Consider the following 17,321-nt stretch of genomic DNA (forward strand, 5'->3'; position numbering starts at 1 on the left):
CTGACGGTCAGTCGTCGGTGCGTGCGCCGAAGACGATCTCGTCCCAGGACGGCATGGCGTTGCGACGGCGACGGCGGCCGGACGCATCGGCGTTCGAGTCCTGCGGCGCGGCGGGCTCGGACGTGCGGGCAGGTTTCTGCTCCACATACTCCGGCTCGAGGGATTCGAACAGCGCGATGGGGCCGGATTCATCCGTCCGCCCCGACTGCGGTGACGACTCGCTGTCCAGCAGCGGAGCGCTCTCACGCTGGCCACGACGGCGACGAAGCGCCTCCAGCAGGTCTGCGGTCTCCGCGTTGGTCACCGACTCGTCCGGCGCGCGCTTGATCGCGGCTGCCTGCGCGGCAGCGTTGGAACGCTCTGGCGCCGACGGCTCGTCGACTTCGGCATCGGGTGCGGGGAGCAGACGCGGTCCGAACGCACCGGAATCGAAGCGGCTGTCGTCCTTGTAAGGAGATTCGGTGCGGTCGCTGTCGACAGCACGCAGACGGGGGATGAGTCCCTCCGGCAGAGAACCCTGGCGCGAGAGCTGCGTGGCATCCGCGTTCAGCGGAGACAGCGCGCTGCGTCGGGGGTCGAACGACCAGCGCGCGTCGTGCGAGACGTCGTTGGCGTCGAACTCGAGCTTGACGATCCAGCCGGAGTCGTCCTTCCAGCTCGCCCAGCGCTCTGCTGATGCCTGAAGTTCTGCAAGCTTGGCGTGGATCGCGACCCCGAAGGTCGGCTGCGCATCGGGCTCGACCTCGCTGCCGATGAGCACCGGTACGGCGAGTGCCTGTCCGATGATGTGCTCACGCTCCGCGAGCACCGGTCCCTCGAAACGGGCGACCTCGTCGACGCCGATGCCGAGAAGCTCGGCGACCTCGGCTGCGGAGAGCCCGGACCGGACGTGAGCCTGGATCTCACGAGGGCTCGCGCTGACCTTCGGCGCGTCGTCCTGGTCGCGGCGACGAGCGCGACGGATCTCGCGCTGCAGGACGTCGTCGATGGCGAGCGCGAATCTCTCGCCGGAACCGGTGGCGAGGATCAGCAGGTCGTCTTCGGTGCCGACGATAGTGACGTTTTCCATGCGAATGCCCCTCTGATGGGTGTTCGATCATGGTGTCACGGAGACACCGTGTGAGCCGGGAATACCCTGGGCGTGCCGTGAGTTTGATCTGTCGCACGTGGCGGCATTTGCTAAATGCCTCCAGGTCGTGCAAACTATGCCCGCCGCGTACCCGACGGCGCACCGCCCACTAGCACCATGAAAGTGGAGATCTACCGCATGGCAACCGACTACGACGCCCCCCGAAAGAGCGAAGACGACTCCGAGTCGATCGAAGCCCTCAAGGAGCGTGTGCCGGACAAACTGTCTGGCACGACCGGCGACGAGGACTCCGACAACCCGTCGAGTTTCGACCTCCCGGGTGCCGACCTCTCCGACCTCGAACTCGATGTCGTCGTGCTGCCCGCGCAGCAGGACGAGTTCACCTGCATGAGCTGCTTCCTCGTGAAGCACCGCTCGCAGCTCGATCACGAAGGCGCAGAAGGTCCGATCTGCAAGGAGTGCGCTGCCTGACCGCAGACGCACCGCGTTCACGCGCCCCAGCCGTATGGCTTGGGGCGCGTTGTCGTTCCCGGACTTCTCGGTCAGCGGTGCGGCGCCGCATGGACGATGATCGGGCGCTCTCCGGGATCAGGCGTGCGCGGATGCCGCCATCTGCGCATCGCGGATCGCGGCGAGCAGGCGATCCGGAGTGCGCGTCGAGATGGTCCAACTGGTCACAGGATCGTTCGGGTCGGTGTTCTGCACGACCACCACGCCGTCGATCCCGCCCCGGATCAGGTGCCAGCCGCGGGCAGGCAGCGCCGTGCCTCGCGCTTCACGTGCGTCGTCGCCGACCAAGGCCACACCAGTGCCGAGCCAGCGCGCGTCGATGTGCGCCTTGCCGGCGCGCAGCACTGTGCCGGTCACTCGAACGGCGGGTGACGCGGCGATGAGGGCCGCGATCAGCAGGACCGCGGCTCCTGCGCCGGTGAGGAGGGCGGGCAGCGAACCCAGCGGGGTGAAGGTGAGCGCCACCATGGGCCCGGCGACGGCGGCGGTCACGAGAAGCCACAGGCTCGGCGAAAGACGTTCGCGATAGCGAACGAGCGTGTCAGGGGTGGGGTTCTGCATTAGCCTCGTGGGGTGAGCGATTCCGTTGATCTCCCCATTATCGCGTCTGTGCCGCCGCACTATGCCCACCCGGGTGACGCCGGCGCCGATCTGGTGGCGGCCGAGGCGGTGCGCCTCGAGCCGGGGGAGCGTGCCCTGGTGCCGACCGGCGTGAGGATCGCGCTGCCGGACGGATACGCCGCATTCGTCGTGCCACGCAGCGGCCTCGCAGCCAAGCACGGGATCACGATCGTCAACTCGCCAGGCACTGTGGATGCCGGTTACCGCGGGGAGATCAAGGTGAGCCTGCTCAACACGGACAGATCGAGCGCGTACGATGTGGCGGTCGGGGACAGGATCGCCCAGCTGATCATCATGCCGGTGACGCGTGCGAACTTCATCCCGGTCGACGAGCTTCCGGAGAGCGTGCGCGGTGCGGGCGGATTCGGATCCACTGGATATCAGGCGCCGACCCAGGGCGCCGAACAGGCAGGACACAGCAGATGACTGAAGAGATCACCCAGCCGACTTCGAAGTCGGCTCCATCGAATCGCTCCACCGAGGGTCCGTTCGATGAATCAGAGGCGAACCCGATCCGCCCTTACATCGACCTCGGCGGAATCAAGATCCTTCCGCGTGACGGACTGAACCTTCGACTCGAGGTCGAGGAGCAGACCAAACGCATCGTCGCCGTCGGACTCGACTACGCGGACTCCTCTCTCCAGGTGCAGCCGTTCGCTGCCCCGCGGACGCTCGGCCTCTGGCACGAGACCCGGATGCAGCTGGTCGACCAGGTGCGACAGCAGGGCGGCCGCGTCGAAGAGCGGGAAGGACCGCTCGGCAAGGAACTGCTCGCCGAGGTTCCCAGTCCCGCAACCGAGGGGTCGGAGTTGCGCCTCGCACGATTCGTCGGCGTCGACGGCCCTCGATGGTTCCTTCGCGGGGTGATCGGCGGAGCTGCGGCTTCGGATCCGGATGCAGCCTCCAAGATCGAGGAGCTGTTCCGCTCGATCGTCGTGGTCCGCGGGGGAGCCCCCATGCCGCCGCGCGACCTGATCCCTCTGAAGATGCCGGCCACGCCTGGGTCCGCGTGAGCAGCGAGAACCTCGACCGCGACGAGGAGCGTGAGCCGAGCACGTCAGACATGCTCGGCGCCGCGCTCGGTGGAGCAGCACGCCGAGCGGGCCTGGATCCCAAACATGATGCCAGTACGCAGAAGGTCGTCTGGTCGGCGATGGGCGGATGGCGCGGTGTTCTGGAGTCCGTATTGCCGAGCCTCGCGTTCGTCGTCCTCTTCACGTTCCGCCCCGAGCCGCTGATCCTCTCCCTGGGCGTCTCTGTCGGTCTGGCAGCGGTGTTCACGGTCGTACGACTGGTGCAGAAATCCCCGCCCTCGGCAGCGTTGGGAGGCCTGATCGCCGTCAGCGCAGCAGCAGCCCTCGCGCTGTGGACCGGTCGTGGCGCCGACAACTTCGTGCCGGGCCTCATCACCAACGCGGTGTACGGCACCGTCTTCCTCGTGTCCGCTCTGGTCGGCTGGTCGCTGATCGGCATCGCCGTCGGATTTCTCATGGGAGAAGCCACAGCCTGGCGCGAGGACAAGCGCAAACGCCGCGCGTTCCGTCTGCTCGGCATCGCATGGGCCGTGCTGTTCTTCGCGCGGCTGGCGGTTCAACTGCCTCTGTACCTGACCGACCAGGTGACGGCGCTGGGTACGCTCAAGCTCATCATGGGGCTTCCGCTGTTCGCACCGTTGATCGCCGTCACCTGGCTCGTGGTCCGGGCACTCTATCCGCGCGAGTCACCGCAGACGACGGCATCCCGTTCGTGATAGATTTATCTTGACATCAAGATAAATTGTGGGCTTTCGCCAGGCGGCTTTCACGGCGCACACTGTTAGGTGTGCCTTGCTAGCCGAGAGGACCCGCACGCGAGCAAGATGGAGACGCCTGTCGCTTCCATCAGACAAGAAGGAGACGGATTCGTGTCCACGGTGAACAGCTTCGGTGCCAAGAGCACCCTGACGGTCGGCAGTACCGACTATGAGATCTTCCGAGTTGACGCGGTTCCCGGCTTCGAGAAGCTTCCGTTCAGCCTGAAGGTGCTCCTCGAGAACCTGCTTCGTACCGAAGACGGTGCGAACGTGACGAAGGCGCAGATCGAGGCGCTCGGCTCGTGGGATGCTGCGGCTGAGCCCAGCACGGAGATCCAGTTCTCTCCGGCGCGCGTGGTGATGCAGGACTTCACCGGCGTGCCCTGCATCGTCGATCTCGCGACCATGCGCGAGGCCGTCACCGCCCTCGGCGGCGACCCGAACAAGATCAACCCGCTCTCGCCGGCTGAGATGGTCATCGACCACTCGGTCATCGCCGACCTGTTCGGGACGGACAACGCCCTCGAGCGCAACGTCGAGATCGAGTACGAGCGCAACGGCGAGCGCTACCAGTTCCTGCGTTGGGGCCAGACGGCGTTCAACGACTTCAAGGTCGTTCCTCCCGGCACCGGCATCGTGCACCAGGTGAACATCGAGCACCTGGCGAAGGTCATCTACGACCGCACGAACGGCGGCGTGCTCCAGGCGTACCCCGACACCTGCGTCGGAACCGACTCGCACACCACGATGGTCAACGGCCTCGGGGTGCTCGGCTGGGGCGTCGGCGGCATCGAGGCAGAGGCCGCGATGCTCGGCCAGCCCGTGTCGATGCTCATCCCGCGCGTCGTGGGCTTCAAGCTCACAGGCCAGATCCCGGCCGCGGTGACGGCGACGGATGTCGTGCTCACTATCACCGAGATGCTGCGCCAGCACGGCGTGGTCGGAAAGTTCGTCGAGTTCTACGGTGAAGGCGTGGCATCGGTGCCGCTCGCGAACCGCGCGACGATCGGAAACATGAGCCCCGAGTTCGGCTCCACGGCTGCCATCTTCCCGATCGACGAGGTCACCACCGAGTACCTGCGTCTCACCGGTCGCGACGAGCAGGCTGTGACGCTCGTCGAGACCTACGCGAAGGAGCAGCGTCTCTGGCACGATCCGGCCAGCGAACCGGTGTTCAGCGAGTACCTCGAGCTCGATCTCGGCACCGTCGTGCCGTCGATCGCCGGCCCGAAGCGTCCGCAGGACCGCATCCTGCTCTCGGAGTCGAAGTCGCAGTTCGAGAAGGACATCGTCAGCTACGCCGTGCCGAGCACATCGGATTCACTCGTGGATCTCGAGTCGAAGCATTCCTTCCCCGCTTCCGACCCCGGTGCCGGCCCCGGCGACGAAGACCACGACACGCGTCCGGTGCACATCTCCAGCGGAGTCAACGGATCGTCGAAGCCCGTGCCGGTGACGACGCCTACCGGCGAGAAGTACATCCTCGACCACGGTGCGGTGACGCTCGCTGCGATCACCTCCTGCACCAACACGTCCAACCCGTCGGTGATGATCGCCGCGGGCCTGCTCGCACGCAAGGCGCGCGAGCGCGGCCTCAAGCAGAAGCCTTGGGTCAAGACCACGCTCGGCCCCGGCTCGAAGGTCGTCACCGACTACTACGAGAAGTCCGGTCTCGACAAGGATCTCGAAGGACTCGGGTTCTACACCGTCGGCTACGGCTGCACGATCTGCATCGGCAACTCCGGACCGCTGATCGAAGAGGTCTCCGCAGCGATCAACGAGAACGATCTCGCGGTCACCGCAGTGCTCTCCGGCAACCGCAACTTCGAGGGTCGCATCAGCCCCGACGTGAAGATGAACTACCTGGCCTCGCCGCCGCTGGTGGTCGCCTACGCTCTCGCCGGCTCGATGCACTTCGACTTCGAGACCGACGCCCTCGGCAAGGACGAGCAGGGCAATGACGTCTTCCTCAAGGACATCTGGCCCGCGCCGGATGAGGTGCAGGAGATCATCGACTCGTCGATCTCGCGCGAGCAGTTCATCAAGCAGTACGCCACCGTCTTCGACGGTGACGAGCGCTGGACGAGCCTGCCCACACCGACCGGACCGATCTTCGAGTGGGATGACCAGTCCACTTACGTGCGCCGTCCTCCGTACTTCGAGGGCATGACGATGGAACTGACACCGGTCAGCGACATCACCGGTGCGCGCGTGCTGGCCACCCTTGGTGACTCGGTCACGACCGACCACATCAGCCCGGCAGGCAACATCAAGGCCGCCACGCCGGCCGCGAAGTACCTCGAGGAGCACGGTGTGCGCCAGAAGGACTTCAACTCCTTCGGGTCGCGTCGCGGAAACCACGAGGTCATGATCCGTGGCACCTTCGCGAACATCCGCCTGAAGAACCAGCTGGTGCGCGCCGTCAACGACGGTGCAGAGGTCGAGGGCGGATACACCCGTGACTTCACCCAGCCGGACGCTCCTCAGTCGTTCATCTACGACGCCAGCCAGAAGTACCAGGAAGCCGGCACCCCGCTGGTGATCTTCGGAGGCAAGGAGTACGGCTCAGGCTCCTCGCGTGACTGGGCGGCAAAGGGCACGAGCCTGCTGGGCGTCAAGGCCGTCATCACCGAGAGCTTCGAGCGCATCCACCGCTCGAACCTGATCGGGATGGGCGTCGTTCCGCTGCAGTTCCCCGCGGGTGAGAGCTGGGAGACGCTGGGTCTTGACGGCACAGAGGTCGTCTCGATCGCGGGCCTGGAAGAGCTCAACAACGGCACCACGCCGAAGACCGTCAAGGTCACCGCCGCACCGAGCGAGCACTCGCCGGAGGGCAAGCAGGTCGTGGAGTTCGACGCGGTGGTCCGTATCGACACGCCGGGTGAGGCTGACTACTACCGCAACGGCGGAATCCTGCAGTACGTGCTGCGGTCACTGGTCTGACCGACGCTGTGAGAGGGGCCCGGGCGTACAGCGCCCGGGCCCCTCTGCATACCCGGACACAGGCCGCGGCGCAACCGGGTTAACCGTAAGTTCTCGGGCAGCGAGGATAGAATCGACGGGCGGGACCGAGTGGGTCACCAACCCGGATCCCCGAACCAGGAGGAGGGCGGATGTCGATTCTGCAGCGCATCAGCGGACCACGAGATCTCGACGAACTCACCCCGGAGCAACTCGTCGAACTCGCGGCGGAGACCAGAGAGTTCCTCGTCCAGAACGTCTCTCGCACCGGCGGACATCTCGGTCCTAACCTCGGCGTCGTGGAACTCACCATCGCTCTGCACCGAGTCTTCGAATCCCCCGATGACCCGATCATCTTCGACACGGGGCATCAGTCCTACGTCCACAAGCTGCTCACCGGCAGACAGGACTTCTCCGCACTGCGCGTGCGCGGTGGCCTGGCCGGCTACCCGCAGCGCAGCGAGAGCCCGCATGACGTGGTCGAGTCATCTCACGCGTCGAGCTCGCTGAGCTGGGCTGACGGCGTCTCACGAGCCCTGACGGCCACCGGCCGCTCGGATCGCCACGTGGTGGCCGTCGTAGGCGACGGCGCCCTCACCGGCGGGATGACGTGGGAGGCGCTGAACAACATCACCGACGACAACGACCGCAACCTGGTGATCGTCGTCAACGACAACGGCCGCTCCTACGCCCCGACCATCGGCGGAATGTCCCGCTATCTCAACCGTGTGCGCACAGCAGGGGCGTACAAGGATCTGCACCGCAAGTCCGACCGTCTCTTCCGCGTGTTCGGTCCGGTCGGACGCGCGATGTTCCGCGGTATCCGCGGTGGAACCCACGGATTCCTCTCCCGCTTCACGAACAATGAAGCGCTGTATTCCAATCTCGACATCAAATACCTCGGTCCCGTCGACGGGCATGACATCCCGGCGCTCATCGAGACACTGGAGCTCGCCAAGTCCTATGGCGCTCCCGTGCTGGTGCACGCGATCACCGAGAAGGGCCGCGGATATCAGCCGGCTCGCGACGACGAGGCCGACCAGTTCCATGCCGTCAACCGCATGGATCCGGCGACGGGCGAGCCGCTTTCGAGCAGCGGTCAGAGCTGGACCGATGTGTTCTCCGATTCTCTGGTGCGGGTGGGGGAGCGCGACCCGAAGGTCATCGCGATGACCGCGGCGATGCTCCGCCCCACCGGCCTCGCCCCGTTCGCTGAGCGCTTCCCCGACCGCGTGTACGACGTCGGGATCGCCGAGCAGCACGCCGTGGCGTCCGCTGCAGGGCTCGCGTTCGGCGGGCTGCATCCGGTGGTCGCCCTCTACGCCACATTCATGGGACGCGCGTTCGACCAGGTGTTGATGGATGTCGCGCTGCACAGAGCCGGAGTGACCTTCGTCCTCGACCGTGCGGGGGTCACAGGCCCCGATGGGCCGAGCCACCACGGTATGTGGGATCTTGCGATGCTGCAGATCGTTCCGCACATCCGCATCGCGGCGCCCAGAGACGGCGCGAGACTGCGGGAAGCTCTGGACGAGGCTGTGGCTGTCGACGACGCGCCGACGGTGATCCGATTCCCGAAGGGCGAGGTCGCGGCAGAGGTTCCCGCCGTCGAACGCCTGGATGACGGAGTCGACGTGCTTTCGCGTGGCGAGAGCGAGGACGTGCTGATCGTCGCGATCGGTCCGTTCGCCTCGATGGCGATGGATGTCGCGGCTCGACTGCGCGCACAGGGCATCGGCGCGACGGTCATCGACCCTCGCTGGGCGATTCCGGTGCAGCGGTCACTCATCGATCTCGCGCGTACGCATCGCCTCGTGATCACGCTGGAGGACGGCATCCGTGTCGGCGGCATCGGCACTCGCGTGCGTCAGGTGCTCCGCGAAGCCGGAATCGACACCGCGGTGGATGAGCTCGGACTGCCCGACGAGTTCATCGACCACGCTTCTCGTGATCAGATCCTCGCGGATGCCGGTCTCACCGCACCCAAGATCGCCCAGGACATCGTCGCGCAGGTGCTCGGCACCCGCATCCCGGTCGCGCGCAACGCCGGCGAGACCGGAGCGATCGATCTGCCGCTGCACGATCGGCGCTGATTTTACGATTCCCGCCTACTCGTGCGCGGTGGCGGTTGCTGAACGCGCACGCCAGGCATCGTCTCGTAGTGCGCGCCGTGATGTCAGCCACCAACCGACTGGGGCGGCGGGAACCGCGGCCAGCACGACGGCCACGGAGATCGCGGAGCCGAGGTCGCCGAGCCCTTCCAGGAGCGGAACGGTGATGAAGGCGCCAAGAGCTGCCGTGGCGATGCTGAGTAGGCCATAACTCAGTAGGTGCAGCGCAGGACCGGCCGTGCGCCGCAGAGCGTGTCCGATCGGCAAGGCGATCAGCGTTCTCAGCACCATCGCGAACAACGACACCGGCCACCGATGAGCGCGCATCCGATCAGCGCGGCGAGCAGGGTGAACCACAAGCCCGAAAGCGGCCCTGAGTCGGGCCGCAGTGCGTAATTCGCGCTGAGGACGATCATCACGCCGACGGCCGTCAGGGCGATGAAGGTCAGCCAGGTGTACGAGACGCCGCGGGTGAGTTCATCGCGATCGCACCCCCGCGCAGATCTCCGGTGCAAGGCGCATCTTGGAATGGTAGCAACGCGGCAACTCAGACGCGCTGCGGTGACGACGCCTCAGTTGAGAGCGTGCAGCGCGGCGACGGCCGCCGGGCCTCGGTCGGTGTCGCGCAGCGCCTGCGAGAGCAGGTAGCCGTCGGTGAGTGCGTCACCCGTGATCATGACGGAGAGGATCTCGATCCCGCCGGCCGACAGAGCTCGCTCCGCGCACTGTGAGAGCACCATGACGTTGACGTCTTCGTTGCGGGGGAGGACCGCCCCGTCGGTCGCGTGGATGACATCGCGCAGCGCGGCACCGACGATGTTCGCTGCGCGCTCCTTCACGTTGACGACATCGAGCTCGAACACCCGCAGATCCCGTCCTGAGGGCACGGGCCGCCACTCGAACGACGCGTGGATGAGGTGCTGATGTCCCGTTGCTCCCGTGAGATGACGGGCGGGCAGATCTGTCGACCGCACGCGGACGTCGATGAGCTTGTACCAGTAGAAGAGCGGGAACGCGCCGTGCGATCCCGAATGCAGAACCACGACCTCGCCTGCCGTGCCCTTACCGGTGCGGACGCTCCGAGACGCGGGCTTTCGGATGATCGGTTTCCCGTTGCGTGTGCGGATGGCGGCCCAGCCCTCGTCGACTGTCACGATGAACAGCTTCAGAAGTGCGGGAACCACGAGCAGTGTCGTGAGGACGGCGGTCCCGGATTTGACGAGAGTGCTCATCGTCCCGGTGCCCAGTGCGCTGAATATCGCATCCACACTCACACTCTGCCCCTGTATGTGCGCGCAGCGCCGTGACATCTGGGTTCAGCACGCGATGTTCACCCGGATTTCGTGATGGGTTGGCCGGGTGGACGCAGAGAAGGGGCCGTGTCCGAGGACACGACCCCTTCAGAGGGGCAGCGCAGCGTCAGCTGCGCGCGATTCCGCGGATCGGCGGAGTGTGGAACGTACTGCCGAACACCCGCTCGGCCGCGCCCTCTCGATCGAGGTAGACCGAGGCGCCACCGTCGATGAACGGCCAGCCCGCGCCGAGGATCAGGCACAGGTCGATGTCTTCGACCTCGGGCACCACACCCTCGTCGAGCATGAGCTTGATCTCCTGCGTGAGACCGTCCTGCACGCGGCGTAGGATCGTCTCCGCCGAAGCCGGCTTCGAGCCCACAGCGCCCTTGAGTGCCTTCTCGGCGGCCTTCGTCCAACCGGTGACGCGTCCGCCCTTGTCCTTCTCGACGACCTGATCGAGCTCTGCGAGCGCGTGGAAGTTCTCGTTCGCGTAGAAGCGCTCCGGGAAGTGCCGCACCATCGTGTCCTGAACGTGCGCCGCGACCTTCCACCCCACCAGGTCGATGAGCTGGAACGGGCCCATCGGCAGACCGAGCGGTCCGAACGCCTTCTCGACGTCGGCGACCGGCGTCCCCTCGTAGACCGCGCGCGCGGCCTCGCCCATGACTTTCGCTAGCAGGCGGTTCACGACGAAGCCGGGGGCGTCGGCTGTGAGGACGGCGTTCTTGCCGAGACCCTTAGCGACGACGAATGCCGTCGAGAGCGTCTGCTCGTTCGTGCCTGGCGTCTTCACGACCTCGATGAGCGGCATGACCGCGACCGGGTTGAAGAAATGGAAGCCGACGAGACGCTCAGGGTGGGCGAGCTTCGCGCCGATCTCCTCGACGGACAGCGACGATGTGTTGGTCGCAAGGATCGCGTCCTCGGCGATGAACTTCTCGATCTCACCGAACACCTGCTGCTTGACGCCGACCTCTTCGAAGACCGCTTCGATGACGAAGTCGCAGTCGGCATACTCGCTCTTGTCGACTGTGCCGTGGATGAGTCCGCGCAGCTGGTTGGCGCCGTCGGCGTCCAGACGCCCCTTCGCCTCGAGTTTTCCGATCTCATCGTTGATGTAGGCCACGCCCTTGTCGACGCGTGCCTGGTCGATGTCGGTGATGAGCACCGGCACCCGCAGCTTGCGCACGAACAGCAGTGCGAACTGGCTGGCCATGAGGCCTGCACCGATGATCCCGACCTTCGTGACCTTCTTCGCCAACGCCTTGTCCGGCGCCCCGACCGGACGCTTCGCCCGTTTCTGCACCAGGTCGAATGCGTACATCGACGCCGCGAACTGATCGCCCGCGACGAGCTCGCTGAGCGCCTCGTCTTCGCGTGCGAATCCTTCCGCCTTCGTGCCGCTCTTCGCCTTGTCCAGCAGATCGAGCGCCACATACGGCGACTTCGGAACGGTGCCGATCTTCGACTCGAGCATCCCGCGCGCCATCTTGATCGCGATGGGCCACTTCGTCAGACGCTCCAGTTTGCCAGGCTCGTTCTTGCGCTCCACTTTCTTGCCGCCGAGCACGGCGTCGGCCCAGGCCAGCGAGTTCTCCAGATAGTTCGCCGCAGGGAAGATCGCGTCGAAGATGCCGAGGTCGAACGCCTGCTGCGGCTTGAGCATGCGGTTCTGCTTCAACGGGTTGGAGATCACGACCTCTAGTGCGTTCTCGATGCCGATGAGATTCGGCAACAGGTAGGCGCCGCCCCACCCTGGGATGATGCCGAGGAACACCTCAGGCAGTGCGACAGCGGCCGCGGACGCGTCGACCGTGCGGTAGGTCGAGTTCAGTGCGATCTCGAGGCCACCTCCGAGCGCGAGGCCGTTCACGAAGGCGAACGACGGCACGCCGAGGTCGCTGAGCGAACCGATGACCTTATGACCCAGCTGCGCGATGAGACGGGCGTGATCCTTCGACTCGACCTTCGAGATGTCGGAGAGGTCCGCGCCGGCGGCGAGGATGTACTGCTTGCCGGTGATGCCGACCGCCTGGATCTCTCCGGCGGCTGCGCGGGCCTTGACGCTTGCGAGCGTCTCACCGAGCTCGGTGAGAGTCACCGGACCGAGCGTGTTCGGCCGATTGTGATCGCGCCCGTTGTCGAGAGTGATGAGCGCCATCATCTTCCCGGACGGCAGCCGGACGTCGCGCACGACGGAGTGGGTGACGACCTCGTCGTCACCGGCCAGCGCCACGACGGGGGAGAAGTCGATCTTTTCGTAGTCAGTCACGTCGCCGCTCACTTCCGCTTCTTGCCGTCGTAGAAGGGGTTCTCCCAGATGACGGAGCCACCCTGGCCGAGGCCGACGCACATCGCGGTGAGCCCGTATCGCACGTCAGGACGCTCAGCGAACTGCGCCGCGAGCTGGATCATCAGTCGCACACCGGATGCCGCGAGCGGGTGCCCGATCGCGATCGCGCCGCCCCACTGATTGACACGCGGATCGTCGTCAGCGATGCCGAAGTGGTCGAGCAGGGAGATCACCTGGATCGCAAAGGCCTCGTTCAGCTCGAACAGGCCGATGTCGGAGATCGTCAGACCGGCCTTCTTGAGCGCCTTCTCCGTCGACGGGATCGGGCCGATGCCCATGATCTCGGGCTGTACGCCGGCGAACGCGAACGAGACCATCTTCATCTTCGGCTTCAGGCCGAGCTCCTTCACGGCACCGCCACCGGCGAGCAGCGACATGGTGGCGCCGTCCGTCAGAGGCGACGACGTGCCCGCGGTCACGCGGCCGTGTGGACGGAACGGCGTCTTGAGCGAGGCGAGGTCCTCCATCGTCGTCTGCGGGCGACGACCCTCGTCCTCGGTCGCGAGACCCCAGGCTCCGTCGGCGCCCTTGATCGCCACCGGCACGAGATCGGGCTGGATCTTTCCGGCGTCGTACGCTGCCTGCACCTTGTGCTGGCTCAGCATGCCGTAGCGATCGGAGCGCTCCTTGGTGAGGTGGGGGAAGCGGTCGAAGATGCGCTCCGCCGTGACACCCATGTTCAGCGCGCCGGGGTCGACCATCTTCTCCGCGACGAAGCGCGGGTTGGGGTCGGCATTGGCGCCGATCGGGTGGTGCCCCATGTGCTCGACGCCACCGGCGAGGGCGACGTCGTACATCCCGATACCGATGGACGCGCCCATGGTGGTGACACTGGTCATCGCACCGGCGCACATGCGCTCGACGGCCAGACCGGGAACGGTGTTCGGCAGTCCGGCGAGGATCGCGACCGAGCGGCCGAGGGTCAGCCCCTGATCCCCCGTCTGAGAGGTCGCGGCGATGGCGACATCGTCGATGCGGTCGGCCGGAACGCCGGCGTTGCGCTCCAACAGCCCGATCGTCGCCTTAACAGCGAGATCGTCTGCGCGGGTGTTCCAATACATGCCTTTTTCGCCGGCGCGCCCGAACGGGGTGCGTACGCCATCAACGAAGTAGACGTCCGAGATCTCGGCCACTCTGCCTCCAAGGTTAGGTTTGACCTCAGACTACGAGTCACCCGATACCGCGAGGAATCGGTTGGATCGAACCTACGACTCGGGTACGGCGGGCTGATCGGCCGATTGACCGGCTTCTACAAAGGCATCCACGATCTTCTGTGCAGTCTGCTCAATCTGCCATGGCCTGGCACCGAGTTGCGCGAGGGCTGCGCCGACGGCATCCGTCGTCAGCTCGGGTGGGGCCCACGCGACGCGTCGGAGTGTCTCCGGCTTCAAGAGGTTCTCGGTGGGCATGCCCAGTTCTTCTGCATGGGCTTCGACCGCTGGGCGAGCGAGCTTCAACCGCGCGTCCGCCTCAGGGTTGCGCTCGATCCACGCTCGGGCGGGCGGGAGGGCGTCGCTGTGACCGCGCTCACGAGGCACCGGAGCCGCTTCGCGACCGCGAACGATCGCCTGCCACCAGCGGTCCAACTGTGACCGGCTCGCGCGTCCGTTGAAGGCCTGCACCCCCGCGAGTGCCTGCTTGCTCTGCGGATTGGCGAGCACTGCTGCGACCAGGGAACGATCCGGAACCAGGCGCCCGGGCGAAGTGTCCTGCTGCTGCGCGAACTCCTCGCGTGCTTCCCACAGCGATCGGGCCACGGCGAGGCCGCGCGCGCCCTTCACCTGATGCAGACCGCTCAGCCGGCGCCACGGGTCCTCTCGCGGGGGACGGGGCGGTTGGGAGAGCGTGGCGGCGAACTCCTGCGCGGCGAACTCGGTCTTGCCCTGCTCCTCGAGTTCGGCGGCGAGCACGTCACGCACGTCGACCAGGTGCAGCACGTCGAGAGCTGCGTAATCCAGCCACGAGTCCGGCAGCGGTCGCGTCGACCAGTCGGCGGCGGCGTGCTCCTTCTTCAGCGTGATGCCCAGGGTGTCCTCGACGACCGCCGCGAGGCCGACGCGTTCGTGACCGAGCAGTCGAGAAGCGAGCTCGGTGTCGAAGATCGTCGCGGGCTCGAGCCCGAGTTCTCGAAGCGAAGGAAGATCCTGGCTCGCGGCATGGAAGACCCATTCGACGTCGCCGATCGCTGCCTGCAGAGGTGCGAAGTCGCCGATCGCCGGCGGGTCGAAGAGGAAGACGCCCGCGTCGCGGCGAAACACCTGCACGAGATAGGCGCGCTGCGAGTATCGGAACCCGGAGGCGCGCTCGACGTCGACGGCGACCGGTCCGGTGCCTGCGGCGAGCACTCGACAGGCCGCTTCGAACTCGATCGGATCGTCGATGACGGTGAACTCAGTCACGCACTGCCTTTCGTGCGCCGAATACGGCGATGTTCTCTGAGCCGGGTGGGAGACCGGCAAGCATGCCGACCAATTCGGCCCATGCTTCCACGTGCGGTCGGAACGGTTCTTCCGGCGTCCAAGAAGATCGTAGTTCGATCTGCGCGCCGTCGCCTTCGCTCGTCAGCGCACCGAACCCCTTCGAGAGTGTCTTGGTCGATGTTCCGGACGCGGAGTGATACACCGCATTCCGTGACTCCAGAGCGTCTACGAGCCACGACCATGTCACGTCGGCGAGCAGGGGGTCGGTGCCGATCTCGGGTTCAAGGGGTGCCTGCGCGAACGTCACGATCCGCCATGCCCCACCCCACGCCGGGGGCGCGTCAGGGTCGTGCAGCAGCACGAAGCGCCCTGTGCCGTAGATCGAGTCGCCGTGGTCATCAGGGCGGACGTCTGCGGCGAGCGCTAAGGAGAAGGGCGCGAGGCCCTGTGGAGAAGGGATCTCGCGGATCACGATGTCGTCTCGGAACACCGTGTCGCGCAGCTCGGCTGCGGCACGTTCGAAATGCGCTCCGGCATCGGGATGTGCGCTCACGGTGACAGGCTAGAGTCAGGAAGCGATGAAGAGTCTCAGGCACGCCGTTGCACTGCTGGTCCCCGCGCTGATCGCGATGCTGGGCGCCGCAGCTGCGTTTCTCGTGTTCGCGGTCGCCCGCAGGGTGGTCACACCCTCTGTCCGCGCCGCCGACACCGACATCCTCGCGGTCGACACGGGCGCGCAGACGATCGAACTCTCACGCACACCGGACACCGAGCTGCCCGGCCGTTACGGCTTGTTCACGACCGGGACGCATGGCTACGTCAAGCTCGGCGCAGTGCTGAGCGCCGACGCCAAACGCGTGCGCAGAAAACTGCTGACCCAGATCGAGACCGGCGCCAAGATCGACCGTGCTGCCGGGTTCAGCGGCTGGTACTACTCGACCCCGAGCGAGCTGCATCTGCCCTGGGAGAGCGTACTGATCGGTTCGCCCGCCGGCCCCTGCCCTGCGTGGCTGTTCCCTGCCGAGTCATCCACGTGGGTGATCCAGGTGCACGGCCGAGGGGTGACCCGCGCAGAATGCCTGCGCGCGGTGCCGGTGTTTCACTCGCTGGGGTTGCCGAACCTCGTGGTGTCGTACCGGAACGACGGCGAAGCGCCGCGGAGCAAGGGCGGCTCATACGCTCTCGGTGCTTCGGAGTGGCGCGATGTGGATGCTGCGATCTCGTACGCACTGCGTCATGGAGCGACGCGAGTGCTGCTGATGGGATGGTCGATGGGCGGTGCGATCGCACTGCAGACCGCCGTGTCATCGGCACACCGGGAGGCGATCGCAGGTCTCGTACTCGAATCGCCCGTGGTCGATTGGCGCACCGTTCTGCGTTTCCAGGCTCGTGAAGAAGGCATTCGGGATCCTTTCCCCGCATTGGCGATGAACGCGCTGTCGTCGCCGTTGACCGCACGGCTGTCAGGTTCGGAGTTCGTGATCCCCTTCGACAAGCTCGACATGGTCGCGCGTGCAGACGAGCTCACGGTCCCGATCCTGGTTCTTCACAGCGAGGATGACGGCTTCGTCCCGGTCGATGCATCGCATGCACTCGCCAAGGCTCGGCCCGACCTGGTCACGATGCCCAGATTCACCGGGGCACGTCACACCAAGATATGGAACTACGACCAGATCGGCTGGACCGCGGCGATCTCCGACTGGATGGCGGCGAACGGCTTCAGCGCAGCGGAGTGATCAGCGCTTCTGCGTGACCTGTCGCTTCACTCGCATCAGCATCCCGGTCATGCCGCCGATCCGCAGTGGTGAGACCGCGCGGGTGAGGCCGATCGTCTGGGGGAAGTCATCGGGGATCGCGAGAACCTCGTCGGCCGTCAACCCGGTGATGCCCTGTACCAGGATGCTCGCGAATCCGCGCGTCGTTGGCGCCTCCGGCGGCGCCGTCGCGTGCATCGTGACGATGTCGTCGTCGACGTCGACGAAGATGTACACCGGCGACTGGCATTCTGCGACCCGCTCGCACATCTCGGGATGGTTCGCGACCTCCTCGGAGACCTCGGGAAGCTCGTTGGAGAACTCCAGGAGCAGCTGAAGGCGCTCGGCCTCGGGAAGCGCGAGGAAGTCGTCGCGGATCTCCGCAAGCGTGTCAGGAACGTGCGTGGTGCTCAT

16 protein-coding genes are annotated in these 17,321 nt (G+C 66.1%); 7 read left to right on the forward strand and 9 right to left on the reverse strand.

Translation table 11 applies throughout. The annotated features are described in order from the left end of the window. Window positions 1–7: 7 nt before the first annotated feature. A complete protein-coding gene (gene sepH, locus ACP7AR_RS03985) occupies window positions 8–1,069 on the reverse strand; it encodes a septation protein SepH (RefSeq protein WP_426183019.1) in 1,062 nt (353 codons plus the stop codon). A gap of 198 nt (window positions 1,070–1,267) precedes the next feature. Here sepH and ACP7AR_RS03990 point away from each other — a divergent pair, with 198 nt between their 5' ends. Beyond that, window positions 1,268–1,561, forward strand: a complete 294-nt coding sequence (locus tag ACP7AR_RS03990) for a DUF4193 domain-containing protein (RefSeq protein WP_033107339.1) — start codon at window positions 1,268–1,270, stop codon at window positions 1,559–1,561. Between the two features lie 117 nt (window positions 1,562–1,678). On the opposite strand, the gene ACP7AR_RS03995 is transcribed toward ACP7AR_RS03990, so the two are convergent. Then, window positions 1,679–2,161: a DUF3093 domain-containing protein gene (locus tag ACP7AR_RS03995; protein ID WP_426183021.1), complete on the reverse strand. Its 483-nt coding sequence runs from the start codon at window positions 2,159–2,161 to the stop codon at window positions 1,679–1,681. A gap of 12 nt (window positions 2,162–2,173) precedes the next feature. On the opposite strand from ACP7AR_RS03995, the gene dut reads away from it, so the two are divergent. The 5 genes from dut (at window position 2,174) to dxs (ending at window position 9,067) form a co-directional block, all read left to right on the forward strand. Then, window positions 2,174–2,647 carry a dUTP diphosphatase gene (gene dut / locus ACP7AR_RS04000; RefSeq protein WP_426183023.1) on the forward strand — a complete coding sequence of 158 codons (474 nt, stop codon included), beginning with the start codon at window positions 2,174–2,176 and terminating at the stop codon, window positions 2,645–2,647. Next, a complete protein-coding gene (locus tag ACP7AR_RS04005; RefSeq protein WP_426183025.1) occupies window positions 2,644–3,234 on the forward strand; it encodes a DUF3710 domain-containing protein in 591 nt (196 codons plus the stop codon). Before dut ends, ACP7AR_RS04005 begins: the two co-directional genes overlap by 4 nt. 50 nt (window positions 3,235–3,284) lie before the next feature. Beyond that, on the forward strand, window positions 3,285–3,971 hold the full coding sequence (locus ACP7AR_RS04010) for a DUF3159 domain-containing protein (RefSeq protein ID WP_426187620.1): 687 nt from the start codon (window positions 3,285–3,287) through the stop codon (window positions 3,969–3,971). A gap of 153 nt (window positions 3,972–4,124) precedes the next feature. After that, window positions 4,125–6,956 (forward strand): aconitate hydratase, encoded by a 2,832-nt coding sequence (locus tag ACP7AR_RS04015; protein WP_426183027.1) that lies wholly within the window; start codon window positions 4,125–4,127, stop codon window positions 6,954–6,956. 170 nt (window positions 6,957–7,126) lie between these two features. After that, the gene (dxs, locus tag ACP7AR_RS04020) at window positions 7,127–9,067 is read left to right on the forward strand and encodes a 1-deoxy-D-xylulose-5-phosphate synthase (RefSeq protein WP_426183029.1); all 1,941 of its coding nucleotides are present in this window, start codon (window positions 7,127–7,129) and stop codon (window positions 9,065–9,067) included. Window positions 9,068–9,082: 15 nt separating this feature from the next. Here the strand turns inward: dxs and ACP7AR_RS04025 are convergent, their stop codons facing one another. The 6 genes from ACP7AR_RS04025 to ACP7AR_RS04050 all read right to left on the reverse strand — a co-directional run bounded on the left by ACP7AR_RS04025 (window position 9,083) and on the right by ACP7AR_RS04050 (window position 15,706). After that, the gene (locus tag ACP7AR_RS04025; RefSeq protein WP_426183031.1) at window positions 9,083–9,412 is read right to left on the reverse strand and encodes a hypothetical protein; all 330 of its coding nucleotides are present in this window, start codon (window positions 9,410–9,412) and stop codon (window positions 9,083–9,085) included. A gap of 245 nt (window positions 9,413–9,657) precedes the next feature. Continuing rightward, window positions 9,658–10,353: an SPFH domain-containing protein gene (locus ACP7AR_RS04030; protein WP_426183033.1), complete on the reverse strand. Its 696-nt coding sequence runs from the start codon at window positions 10,351–10,353 to the stop codon at window positions 9,658–9,660. Window positions 10,354–10,504: 151 nt separating this feature from the next. Next, window positions 10,505–12,652, reverse strand: coding sequence for a 3-hydroxyacyl-CoA dehydrogenase NAD-binding domain-containing protein (locus tag ACP7AR_RS04035; protein WP_426183035.1), 2,148 nt, complete (start codon window positions 12,650–12,652; stop codon window positions 10,505–10,507). A gap of 8 nt (window positions 12,653–12,660) precedes the next feature. Beyond that, entirely contained in the window at window positions 12,661–13,866 is a 1,206-nt protein-coding gene (locus ACP7AR_RS04040; RefSeq protein WP_426183037.1) for a thiolase family protein, read from the reverse strand. Window positions 13,867–13,938: 72 nt separating this feature from the next. Next, a complete protein-coding gene (locus tag ACP7AR_RS04045) occupies window positions 13,939–15,132 on the reverse strand; it encodes a ribonuclease D (protein WP_426183039.1) in 1,194 nt (397 codons plus the stop codon). Further along, window positions 15,125–15,706 (reverse strand): DUF3000 domain-containing protein, encoded by a 582-nt coding sequence (locus tag ACP7AR_RS04050; protein ID WP_426183041.1) that lies wholly within the window; start codon window positions 15,704–15,706, stop codon window positions 15,125–15,127. Before ACP7AR_RS04050 ends, ACP7AR_RS04045 begins: the two co-directional genes overlap by 8 nt. A 25-nt stretch (window positions 15,707–15,731) precedes the next feature. On the opposite strand from ACP7AR_RS04050, the gene ACP7AR_RS04055 reads away from it, so the two are divergent. Next, window positions 15,732–16,889: an alpha/beta hydrolase family protein gene (locus ACP7AR_RS04055; RefSeq protein WP_426183043.1), complete on the forward strand. Its 1,158-nt coding sequence runs from the start codon at window positions 15,732–15,734 to the stop codon at window positions 16,887–16,889. Here ACP7AR_RS04055 and ACP7AR_RS04060 read toward each other — a convergent pair whose 3' ends face one another. Continuing rightward, window positions 16,890–17,321: a SufE family protein gene (locus ACP7AR_RS04060; protein WP_426183045.1), complete on the reverse strand. Its 432-nt coding sequence runs from the start codon at window positions 17,319–17,321 to the stop codon at window positions 16,890–16,892.

Source organism: Microbacterium sp. TWP3-1-2b2 (assembly GCF_049896145.1).
Taxonomy (GTDB): Bacteria; Actinomycetota; Actinomycetes; order Actinomycetales; family Microbacteriaceae; genus Microbacterium.

Excerpts from the sequence above, each read along its gene's own strand:
- ACP7AR_RS04060 (WP_426183045.1), bottom strand. The coding sequence starts at position 17,321 with ATGAGCACCACGCACGTTCCTGACACGCTTGCGGAGATCCGCGACGAC.
- ACP7AR_RS03995 (WP_426183021.1), bottom strand. The coding sequence starts at position 2,161 with ATGCAGAACCCCACCCCTGACACGCTCGTTCGCTATCGCGAACGTCTT.
- sepH (WP_426183019.1), bottom strand. The coding sequence starts at position 1,069 with ATGGAAAACGTCACTATCGTCGGCACCGAAGACGACCTGCTGATCCTC.
- ACP7AR_RS04005 (WP_426183025.1), top strand. The coding sequence starts at position 2,644 with ATGACTGAAGAGATCACCCAGCCGACTTCGAAGTCGGCTCCATCGAAT.
- ACP7AR_RS04010 (WP_426187620.1), top strand. The coding sequence starts at position 3,285 with ATGCTCGGCGCCGCGCTCGGTGGAGCAGCACGCCGAGCGGGCCTGGAT.
- ACP7AR_RS04055 (WP_426183043.1), top strand. The coding sequence starts at position 15,732 with ATGAAGAGTCTCAGGCACGCCGTTGCACTGCTGGTCCCCGCGCTGATC.
- ACP7AR_RS03990 (WP_033107339.1), top strand. The coding sequence starts at position 1,268 with ATGGCAACCGACTACGACGCCCCCCGAAAGAGCGAAGACGACTCCGAG.
- ACP7AR_RS04025 (WP_426183031.1), bottom strand. The coding sequence starts at position 9,412 with ATGCGCGCTCATCGGTGGCCGGTGTCGTTGTTCGCGATGGTGCTGAGA.
- dxs (WP_426183029.1), top strand. The coding sequence starts at position 7,127 with ATGTCGATTCTGCAGCGCATCAGCGGACCACGAGATCTCGACGAACTC.